This is a genomic window from Labrenzia sp. OB1 (assembly GCF_001624695.1).
In the GTDB taxonomy this organism is placed as follows: domain Bacteria; phylum Pseudomonadota; class Alphaproteobacteria; order Rhizobiales; family Stappiaceae; genus Roseibium.
In genome coordinates, this window is record NZ_JSEP01000003.1 from 187,625 (window position 1) to 206,006 (window position 18,382).

Annotated in this window: 17 protein-coding genes; 7 read left to right on the forward strand and 10 right to left on the reverse strand. The window is 60.3% G+C overall.

Translation table 11 applies throughout. The annotated features are described in order from the left end of the window. On the reverse strand, positions 1-783 hold the full coding sequence (locus tag OA90_RS05355; RefSeq protein WP_068408269.1) for a class I SAM-dependent methyltransferase: 783 nt from the start codon (positions 781-783) through the stop codon (positions 1-3). 150 nt (positions 784-933) lie between these two features. Between OA90_RS05355 and gloB the strand changes: the two genes are divergently transcribed. The 3 genes from gloB (at position 934) to OA90_RS05370 (ending at position 2,537) form a co-directional block, all read left to right on the forward strand. Beyond that, the gene (gene gloB / locus OA90_RS05360; RefSeq protein ID WP_068408270.1) at positions 934-1,716 is read left to right on the forward strand and encodes a hydroxyacylglutathione hydrolase; all 783 of its coding nucleotides are present in this window, start codon (positions 934-936) and stop codon (positions 1,714-1,716) included. A 117-nt stretch (positions 1,717-1,833) separates the two neighbouring features. Beyond that, positions 1,834-2,049 (forward strand): hypothetical protein, encoded by a 216-nt coding sequence (locus tag OA90_RS05365; protein WP_068408272.1) that lies wholly within the window; start codon positions 1,834-1,836, stop codon positions 2,047-2,049. 44 nt (positions 2,050-2,093) lie between these two features. Next, positions 2,094-2,537, forward strand: coding sequence for a cupin domain-containing protein (locus OA90_RS05370; protein ID WP_068408273.1), 444 nt, complete (start codon positions 2,094-2,096; stop codon positions 2,535-2,537). A 343-nt stretch (positions 2,538-2,880) separates the two neighbouring features. Here the strand turns inward: OA90_RS05370 and ftsY are convergent, their stop codons facing one another. The 4 genes from ftsY to OA90_RS05390 form a co-directional block, all read right to left on the reverse strand. Further along, a complete protein-coding gene (gene ftsY, locus OA90_RS05375; RefSeq protein ID WP_068408275.1) occupies positions 2,881-4,182 on the reverse strand; it encodes a signal recognition particle-docking protein FtsY in 1,302 nt (433 codons plus the stop codon). Between the two features lie 30 nt (positions 4,183-4,212). Continuing rightward, positions 4,213-5,481, reverse strand: a complete 1,269-nt coding sequence (gene mtaB / locus OA90_RS05380) for a tRNA (N(6)-L-threonylcarbamoyladenosine(37)-C(2))-methylthiotransferase MtaB (RefSeq protein ID WP_068408277.1) — start codon at positions 5,479-5,481, stop codon at positions 4,213-4,215. Then, positions 5,478-6,392 carry a diaminopimelate epimerase gene (gene dapF, locus OA90_RS05385; protein WP_068408279.1) on the reverse strand — a complete coding sequence of 305 codons (915 nt, stop codon included), beginning with the start codon at positions 6,390-6,392 and terminating at the stop codon, positions 5,478-5,480. The genes mtaB and dapF overlap by 4 nt, the downstream gene beginning before the upstream one ends. Positions 6,393-6,549: 157 nt before the next feature. Then, a complete protein-coding gene (locus OA90_RS05390; RefSeq protein WP_068408281.1) occupies positions 6,550-7,437 on the reverse strand; it encodes a neutral zinc metallopeptidase in 888 nt (295 codons plus the stop codon). Between the two features lie 187 nt (positions 7,438-7,624). Between OA90_RS05390 and OA90_RS05395 the strand changes: the two genes are divergently transcribed. Beyond that, positions 7,625-8,104, forward strand: a complete 480-nt coding sequence (locus OA90_RS05395; RefSeq protein ID WP_156510396.1) for a hypothetical protein — start codon at positions 7,625-7,627, stop codon at positions 8,102-8,104. A 21-nt stretch (positions 8,105-8,125) separates the two neighbouring features. Here the strand turns inward: OA90_RS05395 and OA90_RS05400 are convergent, their stop codons facing one another. Next, entirely contained in the window at positions 8,126-8,665 is a 540-nt protein-coding gene (locus OA90_RS05400; protein WP_068408285.1) for a L,D-transpeptidase family protein, read from the reverse strand. Between the two features lie 192 nt (positions 8,666-8,857). Between OA90_RS05400 and OA90_RS05405 the strand changes: the two genes are divergently transcribed. Next, positions 8,858-9,541 (forward strand): response regulator transcription factor, encoded by a 684-nt coding sequence (locus tag OA90_RS05405; RefSeq protein WP_068408287.1) that lies wholly within the window; start codon positions 8,858-8,860, stop codon positions 9,539-9,541. Positions 9,542-9,566: 25 nt separating this feature from the next. Then, the gene (locus tag OA90_RS05410; protein WP_068408289.1) at positions 9,567-10,073 is read left to right on the forward strand and encodes a cyclic nucleotide-binding domain-containing protein; all 507 of its coding nucleotides are present in this window, start codon (positions 9,567-9,569) and stop codon (positions 10,071-10,073) included. Positions 10,074-10,082: 9 nt separating this feature from the next. Here OA90_RS05410 and OA90_RS05415 read toward each other — a convergent pair whose 3' ends face one another. The 4 genes from OA90_RS05415 to OA90_RS05430 form a co-directional block, all read right to left on the reverse strand. Continuing rightward, positions 10,083-10,970 carry a protein-methionine-sulfoxide reductase heme-binding subunit MsrQ gene (locus OA90_RS05415; RefSeq protein ID WP_068408291.1) on the reverse strand — a complete coding sequence of 296 codons (888 nt, stop codon included), beginning with the start codon at positions 10,968-10,970 and terminating at the stop codon, positions 10,083-10,085. A 144-nt stretch (positions 10,971-11,114) separates the two neighbouring features. Beyond that, entirely contained in the window at positions 11,115-11,720 is a 606-nt protein-coding gene (gene leuD / locus OA90_RS05420; protein ID WP_068408294.1) for a 3-isopropylmalate dehydratase small subunit, read from the reverse strand. 37 nt (positions 11,721-11,757) lie between these two features. Next, positions 11,758-12,705, reverse strand: a complete 948-nt coding sequence (gene argC, locus OA90_RS05425; protein ID WP_068408296.1) for an N-acetyl-gamma-glutamyl-phosphate reductase — start codon at positions 12,703-12,705, stop codon at positions 11,758-11,760. An 84-nt stretch (positions 12,706-12,789) separates the two neighbouring features. Further along, positions 12,790-13,356, reverse strand: coding sequence for a peroxidase-related enzyme (locus OA90_RS05430; RefSeq protein WP_068408297.1), 567 nt, complete (start codon positions 13,354-13,356; stop codon positions 12,790-12,792). Positions 13,357-13,450: 94 nt separating this feature from the next. On the opposite strand from OA90_RS05430, the gene OA90_RS05435 reads away from it, so the two are divergent. Continuing rightward, complete coding sequence (locus OA90_RS05435; RefSeq protein ID WP_068408750.1) at positions 13,451-18,262, forward strand: NAD-glutamate dehydrogenase; 4,812 nt, start codon at positions 13,451-13,453, stop codon at positions 18,260-18,262. Positions 18,263-18,382: the final 120 nt, after the last annotated feature.

Sequence of the window (18,382 nt, forward strand, 5' to 3'; positions counted from 1 at the left end):
TTAGGATTTGGTCGCGGCCGGCTGCTGCAAGGCGCGGACGGGTTTCAGCCCGGTGGCGACGCCTTCGGGAAGGAAGACAGGCCGCAGCACCCTCAACCGGCTCTTCTTGCCGTCCGCCGGCAGGCTCTTGAACACCAGTTTTTCCGCTTCCATGATCAATATGCCACCGAAGGCGGGCCAGATGCGACGTCCGATTCCTTCCCACGTCCGCGCCGCCCGCAAAATGAACCGGGCCCTTGAAGGCGGCATGAACAGGGCTTCCCTGTCCTGCACGACATTGAACTGGCTGGTCTTCAGAAGCTCCTTGAGCTGACTGCCCGAATACGGTCGCCCGTATCCGAAGGGCGACAGCTCCGACTGCGCCCACAACCCGCGCCGATTCGGTACCACGGCAATCAGCCTCCCGCCGGGCGCGAGTACCCGCCAGGCCTCACGCAGGAGAGCCGCCGGATCCGCACAGTGATCGAGCGCATGCACCAGCATGATCCGGTCGAAGTAGGCATCGGGAAACGGCAGGGCATCGTCTTCGACGAGCACGCAGGCGCTGCTGTTTCTTTCCCGGGGCCAGGGAACGGCGCCCTGTGGCGCAGGCATCGCCGCGATCACCCGCTCGGCCTTGTCGAGATAGGGGCGCATGAACGGTCCGGCGTAACCGATGCCCAGAACGCTCTGCCCGTTCAGGTCGGGCCACATCTTGCGGATAGGCGTCCCGATCAGGCCCCGCAGCAGCCGTCCAAGAGGCAAATCGTAAAAAGCGCGCAGGTGGACGACGTCGAGATACATCAGGTCGTGGACCTATCCATGCCCTTGAGGTTACAGCCGGTCGCGATTGAACAGGGAACGAGGCAAAAGCGCAAGCTCTCTCACCTTGCCCTTCAGGCATCTCTTTGACAGTGTAGGCTTCAATACGCCAACCATTGCAGGAGCCTTCTCATGGCCGTGAACGACACCACCCAAATCCATCAGTTCACTTGCCTGGAGGCAAATTTCGGCGTGCTCCTTCATGATACGGACAGCGGCACGACCATCGCGTTCGACGTGCCCGATGCGGGCGCTTACGAAGACGCGCTTGAGGAAAAGGGCTGGAAACTCACCCATATTCTCATTACCCATCACCATTGGGATCACGTGCAGGGGCTTGGAGAACTCAAACAGAAAACCGGGGCTCGGGTGATCGGACCGGAGCGTTCCCGCCAGAAGATCGCCGAACTCGACCGCACAGTGGAGGACGGAGACGGCGTGTTGTGCGGTCCCTATGAGGTGATGGCGCTCGCGACACCCGGACACACGCTCGACCAGATTTCCTGGCATATCCCGGCCATCAGCTTCGCCCATACCGGGGACACGTTGTTTTCGCTGGGTTGCGGACGGGTCTTTGAAGGCGACATGGAGATGATGTGGTCGTCGCTGTCCAAGCTGGCCCGAAAACTGCCGGACGACACCGTCATCTATTGCGGCCATGAATATACCGAGGCCAATGCAAGATTCGCCCTGACCATCGAACCTGAAAACGCAGACCTGAAGGCACGCGCGCAGGAAGTCGCGGAACTGCGCTCCAGAAACGCCGCGACACTGCCAACCACGATAGGCCGGGAAAAAGCAACCAACCCTTTTTTGCGCGCTGCCGAGCCTTCCGTGGCTGCGGCCCTTGGCATGACAGGCAAGTCCGCCGCCGAGATCTTCGCCGAAATCCGCACCCGCAAGGACAACGCCTGATCGTCGCCGGGTTTTCTCATCCGGATCGCGCAGGCATCTTTTATGCAACCTGAGTCTTAAAACCCCGGTCTTTGCCCCCATATGCACTGTTATCGTGATCATGAAGGGGCAGATGCCATGACACTTTCGACCAGCGAAAATCATCTTTCGCGATCGGCCGAACAACGGGCAAAGGACGTGGTAAGTCGCATCGTGAACCAGGCCGAACCCATCCCGCTTCAGCAGGGCGGCGGACACAAGCTGGACATGCAGCTTATCTACGAGGAAGTGGTCGCGGCCTTGCGCGAAACCATTGACGATCTCGCCTTTTGCAGCGAAAACAAATCCAGCTGAGCGGAGCGCGACCCGAAGCCCGCTCTCCGGTTCAAGGACGCCAGATGCCCGTCAGCCCTGATTTGACCGCCGAGCAGATTGTCACCCTTCTGCGGATGCAGCCTCATCCCGAGGGCGGCTTTTATGCCGAAACCTTTCGCGACGAGGTGACCGACGAAAGCGGCCGCGCGGCCTCGACGCTGATCTACTTCCTGCTGCCGGAAGGCGTGCTCTCCCGCTGGCACAAGGTCGATGCGGTCGAGACCTGGCATTGGTACGCAGGCGCTCCCCTGGAGCTCTCCATCAGCCCGGACGGCCGGGCAAAACAGGTCCTTGCCGTCGGGAACGATCTTGCAGCCGGGCAGCGCCCGCAAGGCGTGGTTCCCCGTGACGCCTGGCAGCAGGCGCGCTCGCTCGGGTCCTGGACACTCGTTGGCTGCACCGTGGCACCGGGGTTCCAATTCGAAGGCTTTGAAATGGCTCCCGAGGGTTGGGAACCGGGCGAATAAAGCAACTTCCGGTCACATTGACCCGCTGAAATTCGCCGCTCTTCTTGTTTCGACAAAAAATCTGCAGCCGTGGGACCAATTTGCCGCTGGCACGTTCTCTTTTCGGAACATGGAGACAGAAATGCACAACGCCATCCATCTCATCGGCCTCGTTGTCGCCGTCGACGCGAACCCGTCCTTCATCGGACTGGCCTGATCGCCTACCCGTACCCGCCCCAAGATTGCCTGGCGGACTGCTAAACAAAAAATTCACCGGTTTTCTCCCAGCCGTTCAATCGGCATCCGGCCTCAAGATTTTTTCAACAAACCCCCACAAGTCTACGACGAATTCGATCCGGATTCGTCAGGCCATGCCGGCGATCGCACCGGCGAAATCCTTTGCGGAAAACGCTTCCAGATCGGCAACCCCTTCTCCGACACCGATGAAATGCACCGGCAGGCCGTGTTTGGCGGCAATCGCCACCAGGATGCCACCGCGCGCTGTGCCGTCGAGCTTGGTCATCACCAGACCTGTGACACCGGCGACCTTGCCGAAGATCTCGACCTGGTTGAGGGCGTTCTGGCCGGTCGTTGCGTCCAGGGTCAGAAGAACCGTATGCGGTGCCACCGGGTCGAGTTTGCGGATCACGCGGATGACCTTTTCCAGCTCATCCATCAGTTCGGCCCGGTTCTGCAGGCGACCGGCGGTGTCGATCAGAAGAACGTCGATATCCTTTTCCACGGCCTCCTTCATGGCATCATAGGCAAGGCCGGCCGCATCGGCGCCGGTATCGCGCGCAACAACGAGTGCGCCGGTGCGCTCCGCCCAGATCCTGAGCTGTTCAACGGCGGCCGCACGGAAGGTGTCTCCCGCCGCCATCATGACCTTCTTGCCTTCCGAGCGCAGTTTCTGCGACAGCTTGCCGATGGTGGTGGTCTTGCCCGTGCCGTTCACACCGACCATCAGCACCACATGCGGCTTCTTGCCGGAGGAAAGGTCCAGGGGCCGGGCCACCGGTTCCAGAACCTTCTCGACTTCCTCCGCGAGAACGACCCGCACCTCATCTGTCGAGATTTCCTTGTCGAACCGGCCTTGTGACAGCCGTTCCGTGATCGCCATCGCCGTATCGACACCGAGATCCGCCTGGATCAGCACATCTTCCAGTTCCTCCAGCATGGAGGCATCCAGCTTGCGCTTGGTGAAAATCGACGAAATTCCCTCCGTCAGCGACGATGAGGACCGGGAAAGGCCCTTCTTCAGCCGCTGCACCCAGGAGATTTTAGGTTCCTCCATCGCGGGGACAGGATCCGGCGCTGCTTCGCCGCCCGGCTCCTTGCCCGGTTCAGTGCCTGGCTCATTGTCTGGCGCGGCAACGGGTTCAGGTGCCAGATCGGTCGAGACCGGTTCGTCGATAGTGACCGGAACAGACGGCGGCACGTCCGGCAAATGCCCGAGAGTCGCGTCCAGATGAATCGGCCGGAAGGGGTCATTTACCGCCGCTGCCGGCCTGACGTCCATTTCCACATCGAGTTCGGGGGCATCCGCGGCGGATTCAGAAGCGTCAGTCTCAGCCGCAGCCGTTTCAGCTACCGGCGGCTCCTGGCCGTCCGCTGTCTCCTTGCCGCCGAAGAGGCGACCCAGAAACCCGCGCTTTTTCTCGCTCATGAAATCGCCTCAAGAATTCGACTCAGCCGCTCAGGCGGCTTTGGAAAGGGCTTCGCCCAAAAGATGGCGTCCGGTATGGCCGATAATCCTGGTTTCGACAATCTCTCCGGCCTGTCCAGCACTCAGTTCCACCTGGGTGAACTGCTCCGTGCGGCCGAGGCCTTCCTTTTCGATCAGCACCGGACGGATCTTGCCGACCTCGGCCGCCAGATGCCTGCCGAGCGCGTCCTCGCCCTTGGCCCTTAGACGCGCGCCACGTTCCTTGACGATGGAACGGTCAAGTTGCGGCATGCGGGCGGCCGGTGTTCCCGGACGCGGAGAGAACGGAAACACATGCAGATGCGTCAGACCGCACTCATCGACGATCTTCAGGGAATTCTCGAACATTTCCTCGGTTTCTGTCGGGAACCCGGCAATGATATCGGCTCCGAAAACCACATCCGGCCGCATGCGGCGCACATCCTCGCAGAAACGGATGGTATCGGCGCGCAGATGCCGCCGTTTCATCCGCTTCAGGATCATGTCGTCACCCGCCTGCAGTGACAGATGGAAATGCGGCATAAGGCGCTCGTCTTCCGCAATCACCCGCATCAGATCGTCATCCGCCTCGATGGAATCGATGGAGGAAAGCCGCAGCCTTTTCAACTGCGGCACCATTTTCAGGATCTTGGCACTCAATGTGCCCAGCTTCGGTGTCCCTGGCAAATCCGCGCCGTAAGAGGTGATATCGACGCCGGTCAGAACGATTTCATTGTAGCCGTTGGCGACGAGCCGCGAGATCTGGTCGATCACCACACCCATCGGCACCGAACGGGAGTTTCCGCGGCCGTAGGGAATGATGCAGAAGGTGCAGCGGTGATCGCAGCCGTTCTGCACCTGAACAAAGGCACGGGCACGCCCTGCCAGTCCGTCGATCAGATGGCCCGCCGTCTCCTCGACGCTCATGATGTCGTTGACACGCACCTTCTCGGTTTCCGAGATGCCGAAGGCGGCAACGTCCTGATAGGACTTGCGCTCCAGCTTCTCCGTGTTGCCGAGCACCAGGTCGACTTCCTCCATCGAAGAGAAAGTATCGGCCTCGGTCTGGGCGGCGCAGCCTGTCACGATCACCCTGGCCTGCGGATTGTCGCGCCGTGCCCTGCGCACAGCCTGACGCGCCTGACGCACGGCTTCGCTGGTGACCGCGCAGGTGTTGATGAGGATCGCGTCCTTGAGACCAGCCGCCTCTGCCTCGCGCTTCATGACTTCCGACTCGTAGGAATTGAGCCGGCAGCCGAATGTAACCACATCGATGCTCATGACGCGGCTCCGGCGGCTTCCGGTGTCACATCGCCCCCGGCGGTCCTGCGCCAGGACAGTGTTTCGAGGTCAACCTCGCCCTCGAATTCAACTTCCGTCGGACCGGTCATCAGGACGTGGCCGTCTGCCTCGCGCCATTCGATCAGCAGCGGTCCGCCTGGAAGATGGATCGTGCTCTTGCGGTCCGTCTTGCCGTCGCGCGTTGCGGCAACCCCGACGGCACAGGCCGCCGTGCCGCAGGCAAGTGTCAGCCCGACGCCCCGCTCCCACACTTTGACGCGGATCTCATCCTCGCCGAAGACATGCGCAAGCGAGATATTGGCCCCTTCGGGAAAGATCGGATGATGTTCCAGCAGCGGCCCTGCCCGTTCAAGGTCATAGGCCTCCACGTCGTCCACCCAGAAGATCGCATGGGGATTTCCCATATTGGCAACGGCGGGCGTATGAAGGATCGGCTCGTCGATCGGACCGATCTGCAGTTCGATCGCGCGCGTGTCGGCGAACTCCTCAGCCAGCGGAATCTGGTCCCACTCAAGGCGCGGCACACCCATGTCCACCGTGACGTTGTGCACCCCGGCAGCATCGAAGACATGTAGAAGCCCGGCACTTGTTTCGATCGTCACCACATCCTTGCCGGTTTCCGCCATCAGGAGACGGCCGATGCAGCGCGTGGCGTTGCCGCAGGCGGACACTTCTCCACCATCCCGGTTGTGGATACGCATGAACGCATCGACCCCGAGAGACGAGCGTTCCACGGTGATCATCTGGTCGAAGCCGATTCCGCTGTTCCGGTCGCCCAATCCGGCGATCGCTTCCCTGTCGAGAGGCAGCGGCTTTTCGCGCGCGTCCCAGACCACGAAATCGTTGCCGAGGCCGTTCATTTTCAAAAAGGGTCTGGTGTCCGACGCCATACCGGGTGCACTTCGTTCCTGGGTTTGTTGGATAGCGAGCCCGCTCATTGGCGGTCAATCGCCCTTATATGGCGGAAAACACCGGAAATTACCAGTGGTTCGAATTCCGGACTGCCGGGCCGCATCGCACCATGTGACGCGGGAGCTCCAGCGAAGATCAGAGGCTCTCCGCCCTGAAAGTGTCACAGGCCTCGATGCGGCCGGACTGAAAGCCCTTCTTGAACCATCTGGCGCGCTGCGCAGATGTGCCGTGGTTGAAGGTTTCCGGCACGACATACCCCTGCGACTGCCGTTGCAGCGTGTCGTCGCCGATCCGGCTTGCGGCGTTCAGCGCCTCGTCAATATCGCCTTCCTCGACGAACCCTTGCTGGCGGGCGGCGTAATGCGCCCAGATCCCGGCAAAACAGTCCGCCTGCAGCTCGACACGCACGGACAGAGCGTTGCCGTCCTCCTTGCTCATGGTCCGCTTCGCCTTGTGGAACTCCGGCAGAATGCCGAGCACGTTCTGGATATGATGACCGACCTCATGCGCCAGAACATAGGCCTGGGCGAAATCGCCCGGGGCATTCAGCTGCGAGGCAAGTTCCTGATAAAAGGACAGATCGATGTAGAGCTTGCTGTCCGCGCCGCAATAGAAGGGGCCAGTGGCCGAGCTGGCGTAGCCGCAGGCGGAAGACACCGAGCCGGAAAACAGCACCAGCGTCGGCTCCGGATAATCGGCTCCGTGCCGATCAAGCAGTTGCCCCCAGGTATTTTCCGTATCGGCAAGGACAACCGAGACGAATTGCGCCGTCTCGTCATCCGCTGCCGAGCGTGGTGCCTGAGTCTGGCTCTGCGTTGTATCGAAACCGCCGCCGTCCAGTTGCTCGAGCAGCGTCAATGGATTGATTCCCAGGAACCAGGCTATCCCGGCGACCACGACAATGCCGGTCAGGCCCAGTCCACCACCGGCGCGCGCCCGGCGGCCGGAGGGTATGCGCATGCGCCGGCCCGGGCCACGCCTGTCATCAATGTTACTGCTGCCGCGGCGTCCCTTCCAGCGCATGTCTTTTCCATTTCGTCTGACCGATCTGCCTTGTGAATAACAGACCCTGGTGACAACACCCAATGCAAAAGACGCGACGCGGCAAGGCAAACCCGCGCAAATGTGATGCCGGTTACAGCTTCCGGCCCACAACTTCAGCAGACTCGTCAAGCGCTGGCACCAACCAGACACAACAAGGATGATGCAGATGCCCGACGTTACCGAACAGCAGGCAGGTCGTTTGATCGCTTTCGCGATTCAACGAATGGGACAGGTGGAAGGAAATGGCCAGTGCTGGACGCTGGTCAACAACGGTTTTCGCAGTCTCGGGTTCCACAAGCCCTCGGCGACCTATCGCTGGGGACGCGTCGTGGACCAACTTTCCAGCGCCCGGCCAGGCGACGTTTTCCAGTTCTCCAATTTTCGAGTGACCGTCAGGACCGACAGCTCCGACGGCAGCTGGAACGAGAGCAGTCAGGCCCGGGGCGCCCCGCGTCACACCGCGATTCTGGAAAGTATCGACGCCAATGGTCTCGCCACGTTTCTGGAAAGCAATGTCAACGACAGTTTCAACGTCCAGCGCAACCGCTTTAACGTCAGAACGGCGGATATCGAAGAAGGCGGCAACCGGACGGCCATTCGTGTCAGCGGCTCCTTCACGATCTACCGGCCACAGATTTCGGAATAATATTGTTGCGCGACAGGGTTTTCAGGCGTGAATCAACATTACTGCGTCCGGTGCGATCCTGGAAAGGATCAACCGCATATGGTTCGCCGCGACGGCGACGCAGCCCTCCGTCGACCGGTAGTCCTCCCGTGCGATATGAAAGAAGATGGCGCTGCCTTTTCCCTTCACCGCAGGACCCATATTGCAATCCAGCACCACGACGATGTCGTAGAGCCTGTCCTCACGCCACATTTTCTCGTGACTGGCTGCAAAAGGCAGGTCGACCGGGCGGTTATAGCGGCCATGTCCGGGATCGTCACACCAGCCCGAGCGGGGCGTGAGCGGTTCGACCGGCAGACGCGTCGCCGGAGGCAGTTGCCTGTCCGGCCGATAATAGACGTGAAGCAGACCGAAACGGCCGGCCGGGGTTCCCCCGTCGCCTTCCTTTTTGCGGGTCAGCACCCCGGATCGGCCCAGGGCACACGGAACCGTGATCCCTCCAAGGCGCAGAATTCCCTTGCTGCGGTCGCGCGTCAAAGCCCGGACTTCAAGGCAATCCGCCGATTTTTGCTGTTTCCTCATCTTTGTCCCGTCGCATTTGCCGCTCACCGTGGAAACCATTGATAAACCGGTCCTAAACCCCGCGTGAAGAAGAATTGACGAAGCAATGCTTGTATGGCGAGTATTTCCCGCGCACATAGAGGCAGGAACACGCTTGTGTCATTCACACAAATCGACGTGATCAGTATTTAGCATTTGGCGAGGACAGCGACGATGACCGCCCGCACAATCTTGATTGTCGACGACGATACCGAACTGCGCGAGGCGCTGGTTGAACAGCTTTCCCTCTACGACGAGTTCGAAACCATTCAGGCGGATTCGGCAAGCTCGGGCATTGCCCTGGCGAAGGACGAGCATATCGACCTGCTGCTGATGGATGTCGGCCTGCCGGATATCGATGGCCGTGAGGCGGTCAAATTGTTGCGCAAGAACGGCTTCAAGTCTCCGATCATCATGTTGACCGGCCACGACGGCGACAGCGACACGATCCTCGGCCTGGAGGCGGGGGCCAACGACTATGTCACCAAGCCGTTCAAATTCGCGGTGTTGCTCGCCAGGGTCCGGGCCCATCTTCGCCAACATGAGCAGAGCGAGGACGCCACATTCGCCATCGGCCGCTATTCGTTTCGTCCGGCGGCGAAGATCATGCAAGACGATGCCGGCTCCAAGGTGCGTCTGACGGAAAAGGAAACCTCGATCCTCAAGTTCCTGTATCGCGCCGGAGAAAAGCCCGTGACACGGGATGTGCTCTTGCATGAGGTCTGGGGGTATAATTCCGGCGTCACCACCCATACGCTGGAAACCCACATTTACCGTCTCAGGCAGAAAATCGAACGCGATCCGTCCAATGCCGAGCTCCTGGTGACAGAAGCCGGTGGATATAAGCTTGTGCCGTAACAGATAATCATCGTAAATCTGGGGCATGAGCCTTGCCCAAGACATAGCGATTCTCAAACAAATCCCGATGCTTTCGGACTTCGCTGACGATCAGCTCCGCCTGCTCGCCTTCAGTGCCGAAAGCATGGATTACGGTAACGGACAGCGTTTGTTCGAGGAGGACGAGCGGGCCGATGGCGGGCTGGTGATCACCAGCGGCACCGTCAGCCTGCAAAAACGGGGCAAGGACGGGTTTTACGAAGTCAACCGCGTCGGCGAGGGAACCCTTCTGGGCGAAACCGCGCTGCTTGCCGAAAACAAGCGCCCCTGCCGCGCCGAGGCTGTTGGCCTGGTGCGCATCATCCGCATTCGCCGGGCGCTTTTCAAACGCATGATCCAGGAGTACCCCGAACTCGCCCAGCGTCTGCTCGACGTCCATGCCGCCCGCTACCGGCAGACCGTTGCTGCTCTTCGCCCGATTGGTGAGAAGATGGCGGAACTGGAACAGGTCAACGCCGAACGGCGCCGTCGCAACGACGAAACACAGTCGTAATTAACAACCTCACGCCTTTTTCAGACGCAATCTGTTGCCAGCAAGTTTACTGACGGACTGCAGGAGCGCCGCCGCACTGACCGCAAGTCCCGAGATTCCGACCCAGACAGCCGGGCGAATGCTGCCGGCGACGTTGAAATTCGCCTGGAACACCCTGTCGGCGGGAATGCCGGTCGCAAGCGCATACCACGCATATTCAATGGCTGCCGTTGCTGCCGCGCCGAGCAAGGCGCAGGCGGCCAGCACGAGAAAGTTCGACAGCGGAAAACCCGTCCTGACCGCCAGCCGGTACATCATCAACAGCGCGAAGATCCCGGCCATCAGCGTTGCCTGACCGACATCGGATTTCGACTGCAGGAAGAAATGAAAGAGGGCAAGCAGCGCAATCGGATATACCAGCAGGTGAAGTCTGTTCCAGTTGCGGCCCAGCCGGCGGACAGCGCTGTCGAAGGATGTCGCTCCCAGAAGCGCAAGTCCGGCGAGGGCGCTAAACCCGACGAGCAGATAGACCCTGATAAAGATCTCCGAAACGACCTTGGACAGGTTCCAGTGTTCCGAGGCGGCGTATAGCCCCAGATGCAGAAGCGCATAGGCAAGGACCGAGACGCCGACCATGCGCCGGAGACCGACGACCTTGTTCCAATGGAAAATCCGCCTGAGCGGCGTGACTGCGAGTGTCAGCAGCAGGAAACGTACAGCCCATGTGCCGCTCTCATGCAGCGCCAGTTCGTAAGGTTCCGGATAGACAGGCCCGAACGCCAGATCGAAAAAGATCCAGGCGGCCGGGAGCAGCAAACCAAGAAACACGCCCAGCCGAAGACCGGAGAGATTTCCCCGTCTGTCGGTCCAGGGCGCATAATGCCGAAGCATGAAGGATATCTCGGTAGCCGATGCCATGTTCCGGATCTAATACCAACTTCAATAAAAAAGAACCTGTTCGCTGAAGTTGGTATAATCCGCCGGTCCGCATCTTTCACTGCACAGCTTTTCAAGCCTGTGTGAAGAAAGGCGAACAGCCGCTCCGATCCAGGGCTGTCCGGATCACACCCAGGGACGGTTTTCGTCCAGCTTGCCTTCGTAGGTCTCGATCTGCTCCGCCTTGGCCATTGTCAGACCGATGTCGTCGAGACCGTTCATCAGGCAGTGCTTGCGGAACTGGTCGAGATCGAAGGCGATGTCGCCGCTTTCCAAGCCCTGGATCTTCTGGTTTTCCAGATCGATGGTCAACGTGAAATTGGCGCCGCGTTCCGAGGCGGTCATCAGCGTGTCCAGCTCGTCCTCGGACACCTGGATCGGCAGAATTCCGTTCTTGAAGCAGTTGTTGTAGAAAATATCGGCGAAAGACGTCGAGATCACGCAACGGATGCCGAAATCAAGAAGCGCCCAGGGTGCATGTTCGCGCGACGAGCCGCAGCCGAAGTTGTCGCCGGCGATCAGGATTCGGGCATCGCGGTAGGCCGGCTTGTTGAGCACGAAGCCCGGGTTTTCCGACCCGTCGTCATTGGTGCGCATTTCGTGAAACAGCGCGGTTCCAAGACCCGTGCGCTTGATTGTCTTCAAGAACTGCTTCGGAATTATCATGTCCGTGTCAATGTTGACGATCGGCATGGGAGCCGCGACACCGGTCAGGGTCTCGAATTTTTCCATTATGTTTCTCCTGAAAGGCCGGAAGGCGAAGATAGCCTCAGGCGGCCAGGCTCGTGGCCTGGTCAACGCCGAGCATCAGATTGAGGTTCTGGACAGCCGCCCCGGACGCCCCCTTGCCCAGGTTGTCATAGACCGCAAGGATCGCAGCCTGGGCCCGTGCGTCATTGGCGAACACATGCAGGCGCAGACGGTTGGTGTCGTTGAGCGCCTGCGGGTCGAGAAATTCGGCCCGGTCCATAGCTTCCAGCGGAGCGACATCGACAAAGCCGTCGGGGCCGGCAAAATGATCGGCCAGAGCATCGTGGATCTGTTCGCCCGTCGGCACCTTGTCCAGTCCGGCCAGATTCAGCGGCAGAACCGTGAGCATGCCCTTGTAGTAGTTGCCGACCGACGGAGCGAACAGCGGCGCGGCGTCCAGCAGCGCATATTCACCCATTTCCGGCAGATGCTTGTGATTGAAAGTAAGCCCGTAAGGTGCAAATGCGCTGGCACCCGCGCCGCGAAGCTCGTAATCGGCGATCATGGTCTTGCCACCACCGGAATAACCGGAAATGCCGTGATAGGTGAGCGGAAAGTCGGCCGGAATCAAATCGGCGGCGACAAGCGGACGGGCCGCCGCGATCAGACCCTGCGGCCAGCAGCCCGGGTTTGCGACCCGCATTGCGGCGGCGATGATATCGCCCTGATCCGCATCCATTTCCGCGAACCCGTAGGTCCAGCCTTCGGCGACCCGGTGGGCGCTGGAGGCATCGATCACCCGCGTGGTATCGTTTTCGATCAGCGCGACGCTTTCCTTTGCCGCGGCATCCGGGAGGCAGAGAATGGCGACATCGGCGGTGTTGAGATACTCCGCCCGGGCGGCCGGATCCTTCCGGCTTTCCTCCGGAATGGAGATCAGCTCCAGGTCGCGGCGCATGGCAAGGCGTTCGCGGATCTGCAGACCCGTCGTTCCGGCTTCACCATCTATGAATACGCGCGCAACCATCGCCCGCTCCTCTCCTCGTTACAAAGTTGATGCGTCATACACCCAATTCCCGGGTTTGTCACCGCTTGCGGATGTGCCGTGAGCTCAACGGGCCCTTGAATGATACTCATCATTCGGCCGCATGTCCGAGGCGGCCGCCACCCGGTTGGTCATGTTGAAAAACGCCGCCACCGAGGAGATATCCCAGATGTCCCGGTCGCCGAACCCCGCATCCCGGAGCAACTGGCGGTCGGCTTCGACGATCTCCGCGGGCGTTTGCGTCAGTTTGACGGCGAAGTCGAGCATCGCACGCTGGCGGCTGCTCAGGTCCGCAGCACGGTAGTTCATCACCATCATTTCACCCAGAATAGGATCGCCCGAAAGCTCCCGAACCGCCGCCCCGTGCGCGGCTAGGCAATAAAAACAGTGATTGACGGAAGATACCGTAACGGCAATCATTTCACGCTCAAGCTTTGTCAGCCCTGACTCCGCCAGCATGAGCTCGTTGTACATGTCGGTGAAAGCGCGCAGTTTCGTTTCGTCAAAGGAATAAGCCTTGAGCACATTGGGCACCATTCCCAGCTTTTCCTGGCAAAGATCGAAATATGCCTGCGTCTTTTCGCTGAGAGCCTCACCGGGCTTGATTTGCAGGGCCGTGACTTTACCTGTCAATTTGTTACTCCCGTTATGAAAGATTCAATGTCGCCGTAATAAACAAGACTACCATGCGACTGAGCCAACCATAAGATCGTCTAGGGGGATGATTATGCCGGACAAACACGACGTCGAGAAACTCAAGCTCATCGACGCGGTCCAAGCAGGCCTGAGTAAGGAAAACTCCGACCTCGCCGAATTCGCCCGGGCCTTTTATGACCGGGGTGCGGCGGAAGATCTTGTCACCTACAGCCCCGAGGAACTGACCGGCTTTGCACGCCATGCATGGCAGGACTTCCAGAATCACGAACTGGGCACGCACCGGGTCTCCATCTCAGACCCCTCCTTCAATGCGAAAGGTGGCAAGGCCGGCAACCTGACGGTTATCGAGATCGTCAACGACAACATGCCGTTTCTGGTCGAATCGGTGATGGACGAGCTGCAGGAAAGCAAGCTCGAGGTTCATCTGGTTCTGCATCCGATCTTCATTGTCGAGCGCGAGGACAACGGCAAGCTTTCTTCGGCGGTCGGCCGCAAGAAACCGCCGAAGCGCAAGGACCGTCAGGAAAGCCTGATCCATATTCACGTAACGCGCATTGATTCCGACAAGACACGCGAAGAGCTGAAAGCCCGCATGGACGGCGTCCTCAGCAGCGTCCGCGCCGTGGTCACCGACTTCAAGCCGATGCAGGAACGCCTCGGAGAGGCGATCGATACATACAAGACCACACAGATCCCCGGCAGCAGCGACGAATTGTGGGAGGCCATCCATTTTCTGGAGTGGATGGAGAACGACAACTTCATTTTCCTCGGCATGCGCGAATACAAGTTCGAGGGCGGTGTGGAAGAAGGAGAGTTGTCCCCGCATGAGGGAACGGGGCTCGGGCTTCTGGCGGACCCGGATGTCCGGGTGCTGCGCCGGGGCAGCGAGTTCGTCCAGATCACGCCGGAAATCCGAGAATTCCTGAAGAAACCGGAGCCGCTCATCATCGCCAAGGCGAATGTGAAGAGCAATGTGCACCGCCGGGTTCACATGGATTACGTAGGCGCCAAGCTCTACGACGATGACGGCAACATGATGGGCGAGTTGCGCATCGTCGGCCTGTTCGCCTCGACCGCGTATACCGAACCGACCAGCACCATTCCGTTCCTGCGTCGCAAGGTGGCAAGTGTGCTGGCGCGCGCCGGTTACGATTCGGAAAGCCACTCCGGGCGGGCCCTCAGAAACGTCCTGGAAGCCTATCCGCGCGACGAACTTTTCCAGATCGACCGCGACCGCCTGTTCGAGTTCTCCATTTCCATCCTGCAACTGGACGAGCGTCCGCGCATCCGCGTGCTCTCGCGGCCGGACAAATTCGACCGCTACGTCTCCATCCTCGTCTTCATACCGCGGGATCGCTATACGACGGAGGTGCGCCTGAATGTCGGCACCTATCTCGCCTCCGTCTATGAGGGCCGCGTCTCCGCCTGGTATGTAACCTACCTGGAAGGTCCGCTGGCGCGGGTCCACTACATCGTCGGCCGCGACAGGGGAGAAACGCCCACGCCGGACCAGGAGGACCTCGAAGCCGCGGTCGCTGAAATGGTTCGCACCTGGTCCGACAGCGTCCGCGACGCGCTCAAGACCCAGTTTGCACCGCCGCAGGCGCGCAAGCTCGCCGACCGCTATGCCCTCTCCTTCCACGGCGGCTACAAGGAAGTCTACAACGCGCAGAACGCGCTGTTCGATATCGTCAAGCTTGAAACGTTGTCCGAGAGCACCGAGACAACCATTACCTTCCACCGGCCCTCCGGAACAAAAGAAAACCGGCTGGCCTTGAAGGTCTATCACCGCGGCTCGCCCATTCCCCTGTCCGCCCGCGTCCCGCTTCTGGAGAATATGGGTTTCAGGGTGATCAACGAACGCACCTACCGGGTCACCCCCGCGGATGCGCCGCTCTCCTATCTTCACGAGATGACGCTTGAAACCCGCGCCGGAGAGGATTTCGACTTTTCCGACCAGCTTCAGGCGCGGCTGGAAGCCATGTTCCTGGCTGTGTGGAACGGCAGCGCGGAGGATGACGGCTATAACCGCCTCGTCCTGACGGCGGACCTCGCCTGGCGGGATGTCGCCGTGGTCCGGGCCCTGTCGAAATATCTGCGTCAGACCGGCATTCCGTTCTCCGAAGATTACATGTGGTCGACCCTCAACAACTATCCGGCCATCGCCGCCAAGCTGGTGGAGATGTTCCACCTTCGCTTCAACCCGGATGTGACCGAAAAGGATCGCGATCTTGGCACGGTGCGCCTGCAGGGCGAGCTCAACGCCGATCTGGAAGACGTCTCTAGCCTCGATGACGACCGCATTCTGCGGCGCTTCCAGAACACCATCGAATCGATCCTGCGGACGAATTTCTATCAGCTCGAAGACGACGGTCAGCCCAAAAGGACCTTTGCCTTCAAGATAGACAGCCGCCAGATCGACGACCTGCCGCAACCACGGCCGTTCCGTGAGATTTCCGTCTACAGCCCGCGTATCGAAGGCGTTCACCTGCGGTTCGGCAAAGTTGCGCGCGGCGGCCTGCGCTGGTCCGACCGTCCACAGGATTTCCGCACGGAGGTGCTCGGTCTCGTCAAGGCTCAGCAGGTCAAGAACGCCGTCATCGTCCCGGTGGGCGCAAAGGGGGGCTTTGTTCCCAAAATGCTGCCGCCCATGACCGATCGGGACGCCTGGTTCAAGGAAGGCACCGAGAGCTACAAGATTTTCATTAACGCGCTTCTGGACGTGACCGACAATCTGGACGAGGACACGGTTCTGCCTCCGGAGCGGGTGCAACGCTTCGACGGTGACGATCCCTATCTCGTCGTCGCCGCGGACAAGGGCACGGCCACGTTCTCCGATACGGCCAACGGCATTTCCGAAAGCCGCAACTTCTGGCTGGGCGACGCCTTCGCCTCAGGCGGCTCCGCCGGCTATGACCACAAAAAGATGGGCATCACGGCGCGCGGCGCCTGGGAAGCGGTCAAGCGCCACTTCCGGGAAATGAACCGGGACATCCAGAGCGAACCCTTCACGGCCGCGGGTGTCGGCGACATGTCGGGAGACGTTTTCGGCAACGGCATGCTGCTGTCGAAGACCACCCGGCTCGTTGCCGCTTTCGATCACCGGGACATCTTCATCGATCCGGATCCGGACCCGGCCACGACCTGGAAAGAGCGCAAGCGCATCTTCGATATGGGACGGTCCTCCTGGAACGACTATGACACCGGCCTTTTGTCCAAAGGCGGCGGTATTTTCTCAAGGCAGCTAAAGTCCATTCCGCTGACGCCGGAAATCAAGGCGCTCTTGAACCTTTCGAAGTCCAGCGCCACGCCGCAGGAAGTCATGACCGCTATCTTGAAGATGGAAGTGGATCTGCTCTGGTTCGGCGGGATCGGCACCTATATCCGCGCAACGGGCCAGACCGATGCCGAGGCCGGCGACCGGGCCAATGACCCGATTCGCATCACAGCCCCCGAGGTCGGCGCGAAGGTCATCGGCGAGGGGGCGAATCTCGGCCTCACCCAACTCGCCCGCATCGAGTTCAACAAGAAGGGCGGCCGTTGTAACTCCGATGCGATCGACAATTCCGCCGGGGTGAATTCCTCGGACATGGAGGTCAACATCAAGATCGCCCTTGGTGCCGCGGTCAAATCAGGCAAGCTGAATCTCAAGCAGCGCAACCAGCTGCTCGCGAAAATGACCGACGAAGTCGCTGATCTGGTTCTGAGAAACAACTACCTCCAGACGCTGGCGGTCTCCATGACCCAGCTTCGCGGCTCGGAGGATTTCGGCTACCAGGTCCGCATGATGCGCCAACTGGAACAGGCGGGACTTCTCGACCGGGCGGTGGAACAATTGCCGGATGAGGCAACACTCGCCGCGATGCGCAAGGCCGGCCAGTTGCTGACCCGCGCCGAGCTCGGCGTTCTGCTGGCTTATGCGAAGCTCACATTCTACGACGCCTTGCTGGAAAGCTCGGTTCCCGATGACGATTATCTGGCCCGGGAACTGTTCCGCTATTTCCCGGATCAGATGGCGAGCAAATACCACGAAGAGATCAACGGTCATCGGCTGCGCCGCGAAATCATCGCGACCATGCTGGCGAACTCGATGATCAACCGGGGCGGGGCGACGTTCCTGACCCGTCTGATGGACCAGACCGGGGCAACGCCGACGGATATCGCCCAGAGCTTCGTCGCCGTGCGCAACAGCTACGACCTCACCAATCTCAATTCCGAGATCGACGCACTCGATACCCGGATCGACGGTGCACTTCAGCTCGAGCTCTATCTGGAAGTGCAGACACTGCTTCTGGAAAGGGTTGTCTGGTTCAAGCGCAATGTCTCCTTCGAAAAGGGTCTGTCCGCCGTTGTCGACCGCTTCGGCTCCGGCATCACCGCCCTCAGAGACCGACTGGAAAGCCTGCTTCCGGAGGAACAGGCTGCATTCCTCAACAACACGGCTGCGGAATACGTCGCCCAGGGCGTTCCGGACACCCTTGCGAAACGTATTGCCTGGCTGCCCGCGGAACGAACCATTCCCGATATCGTCATCGTCTCGGAGGAAACCGACGCCGATCTCAATACCGCCGCCACGGCCTATTTCGAGATCGGCCACCATTTCCGCATCGGCGCAATGCACGAGCTCGCCAACGACCTCAATGTCCACGATTACTACGACGGTCTCGCCCTCGACAGGGCACGGGCCACCCTGGTCTCCGCACACCGCTCGCTTGCAATCGAAGCAGTGAAATGCGGCGGCTTTGCCATCTGGCTCGAAAGACATGAGGTCGAGGTCGGCCGCCGCCAGCGTGCGGTCACCGAGATGCTCGATGGCGGCTTGAGCGTCTCCAAGTTCTCCGTCGCGGCCAGCCTGTTGTCGGAAATCTACACGCACGCCTGAATGCGCAAAACATGATAGGGCTTGAAAAGGCCGGCAGTTCCGCTGCCGGCCTTTTCATCGACCTGTCGCTTCGGGCATAACGACGAGGAAAGTCTGGTGATTTCCGGCAGATATTAAGGC

Excerpts from the sequence above, each read along its gene's own strand:
- ftsY (WP_068408275.1), bottom strand. The coding sequence starts at position 4,182 with ATGAGCGAGAAAAAGCGCGGGTTTCTGGGTCGCCTCTTCGGCGGCAAG.
- argC (WP_068408296.1), bottom strand. The coding sequence starts at position 12,705 with ATGGTTGCGCGCGTATTCATAGATGGTGAAGCCGGAACGACGGGTCTG.
- mtaB (WP_068408277.1), bottom strand. The coding sequence starts at position 5,481 with ATGAGCATCGATGTGGTTACATTCGGCTGCCGGCTCAATTCCTACGAG.
- OA90_RS05410 (WP_068408289.1), top strand. The coding sequence starts at position 9,567 with ATGAGCCTTGCCCAAGACATAGCGATTCTCAAACAAATCCCGATGCTT.
- leuD (WP_068408294.1), bottom strand. The coding sequence starts at position 11,720 with ATGGAAAAATTCGAGACCCTGACCGGTGTCGCGGCTCCCATGCCGATC.
- OA90_RS05405 (WP_068408287.1), top strand. The coding sequence starts at position 8,858 with ATGACCGCCCGCACAATCTTGATTGTCGACGACGATACCGAACTGCGC.
- OA90_RS05395 (WP_156510396.1), top strand. The coding sequence starts at position 7,625 with ATGCCCGACGTTACCGAACAGCAGGCAGGTCGTTTGATCGCTTTCGCG.
- OA90_RS05415 (WP_068408291.1), bottom strand. The coding sequence starts at position 10,970 with ATGGCATCGGCTACCGAGATATCCTTCATGCTTCGGCATTATGCGCCC.
- OA90_RS05370 (WP_068408273.1), top strand. The coding sequence starts at position 2,094 with ATGCCCGTCAGCCCTGATTTGACCGCCGAGCAGATTGTCACCCTTCTG.
- OA90_RS05400 (WP_068408285.1), bottom strand. The coding sequence starts at position 8,665 with ATGAGGAAACAGCAAAAATCGGCGGATTGCCTTGAAGTCCGGGCTTTG.
- OA90_RS05390 (WP_068408281.1), bottom strand. The coding sequence starts at position 7,437 with ATGCGCTGGAAGGGACGCCGCGGCAGCAGTAACATTGATGACAGGCGT.
- dapF (WP_068408279.1), bottom strand. The coding sequence starts at position 6,392 with ATGGCGTCGGACACCAGACCCTTTTTGAAAATGAACGGCCTCGGCAAC.
- OA90_RS05355 (WP_068408269.1), bottom strand. The coding sequence starts at position 783 with ATGTATCTCGACGTCGTCCACCTGCGCGCTTTTTACGATTTGCCTCTT.
- gloB (WP_068408270.1), top strand. The coding sequence starts at position 934 with ATGGCCGTGAACGACACCACCCAAATCCATCAGTTCACTTGCCTGGAG.
- OA90_RS05365 (WP_068408272.1), top strand. The coding sequence starts at position 1,834 with ATGACACTTTCGACCAGCGAAAATCATCTTTCGCGATCGGCCGAACAA.
- OA90_RS05435 (WP_068408750.1), top strand. The coding sequence starts at position 13,451 with ATGCCGGACAAACACGACGTCGAGAAACTCAAGCTCATCGACGCGGTC.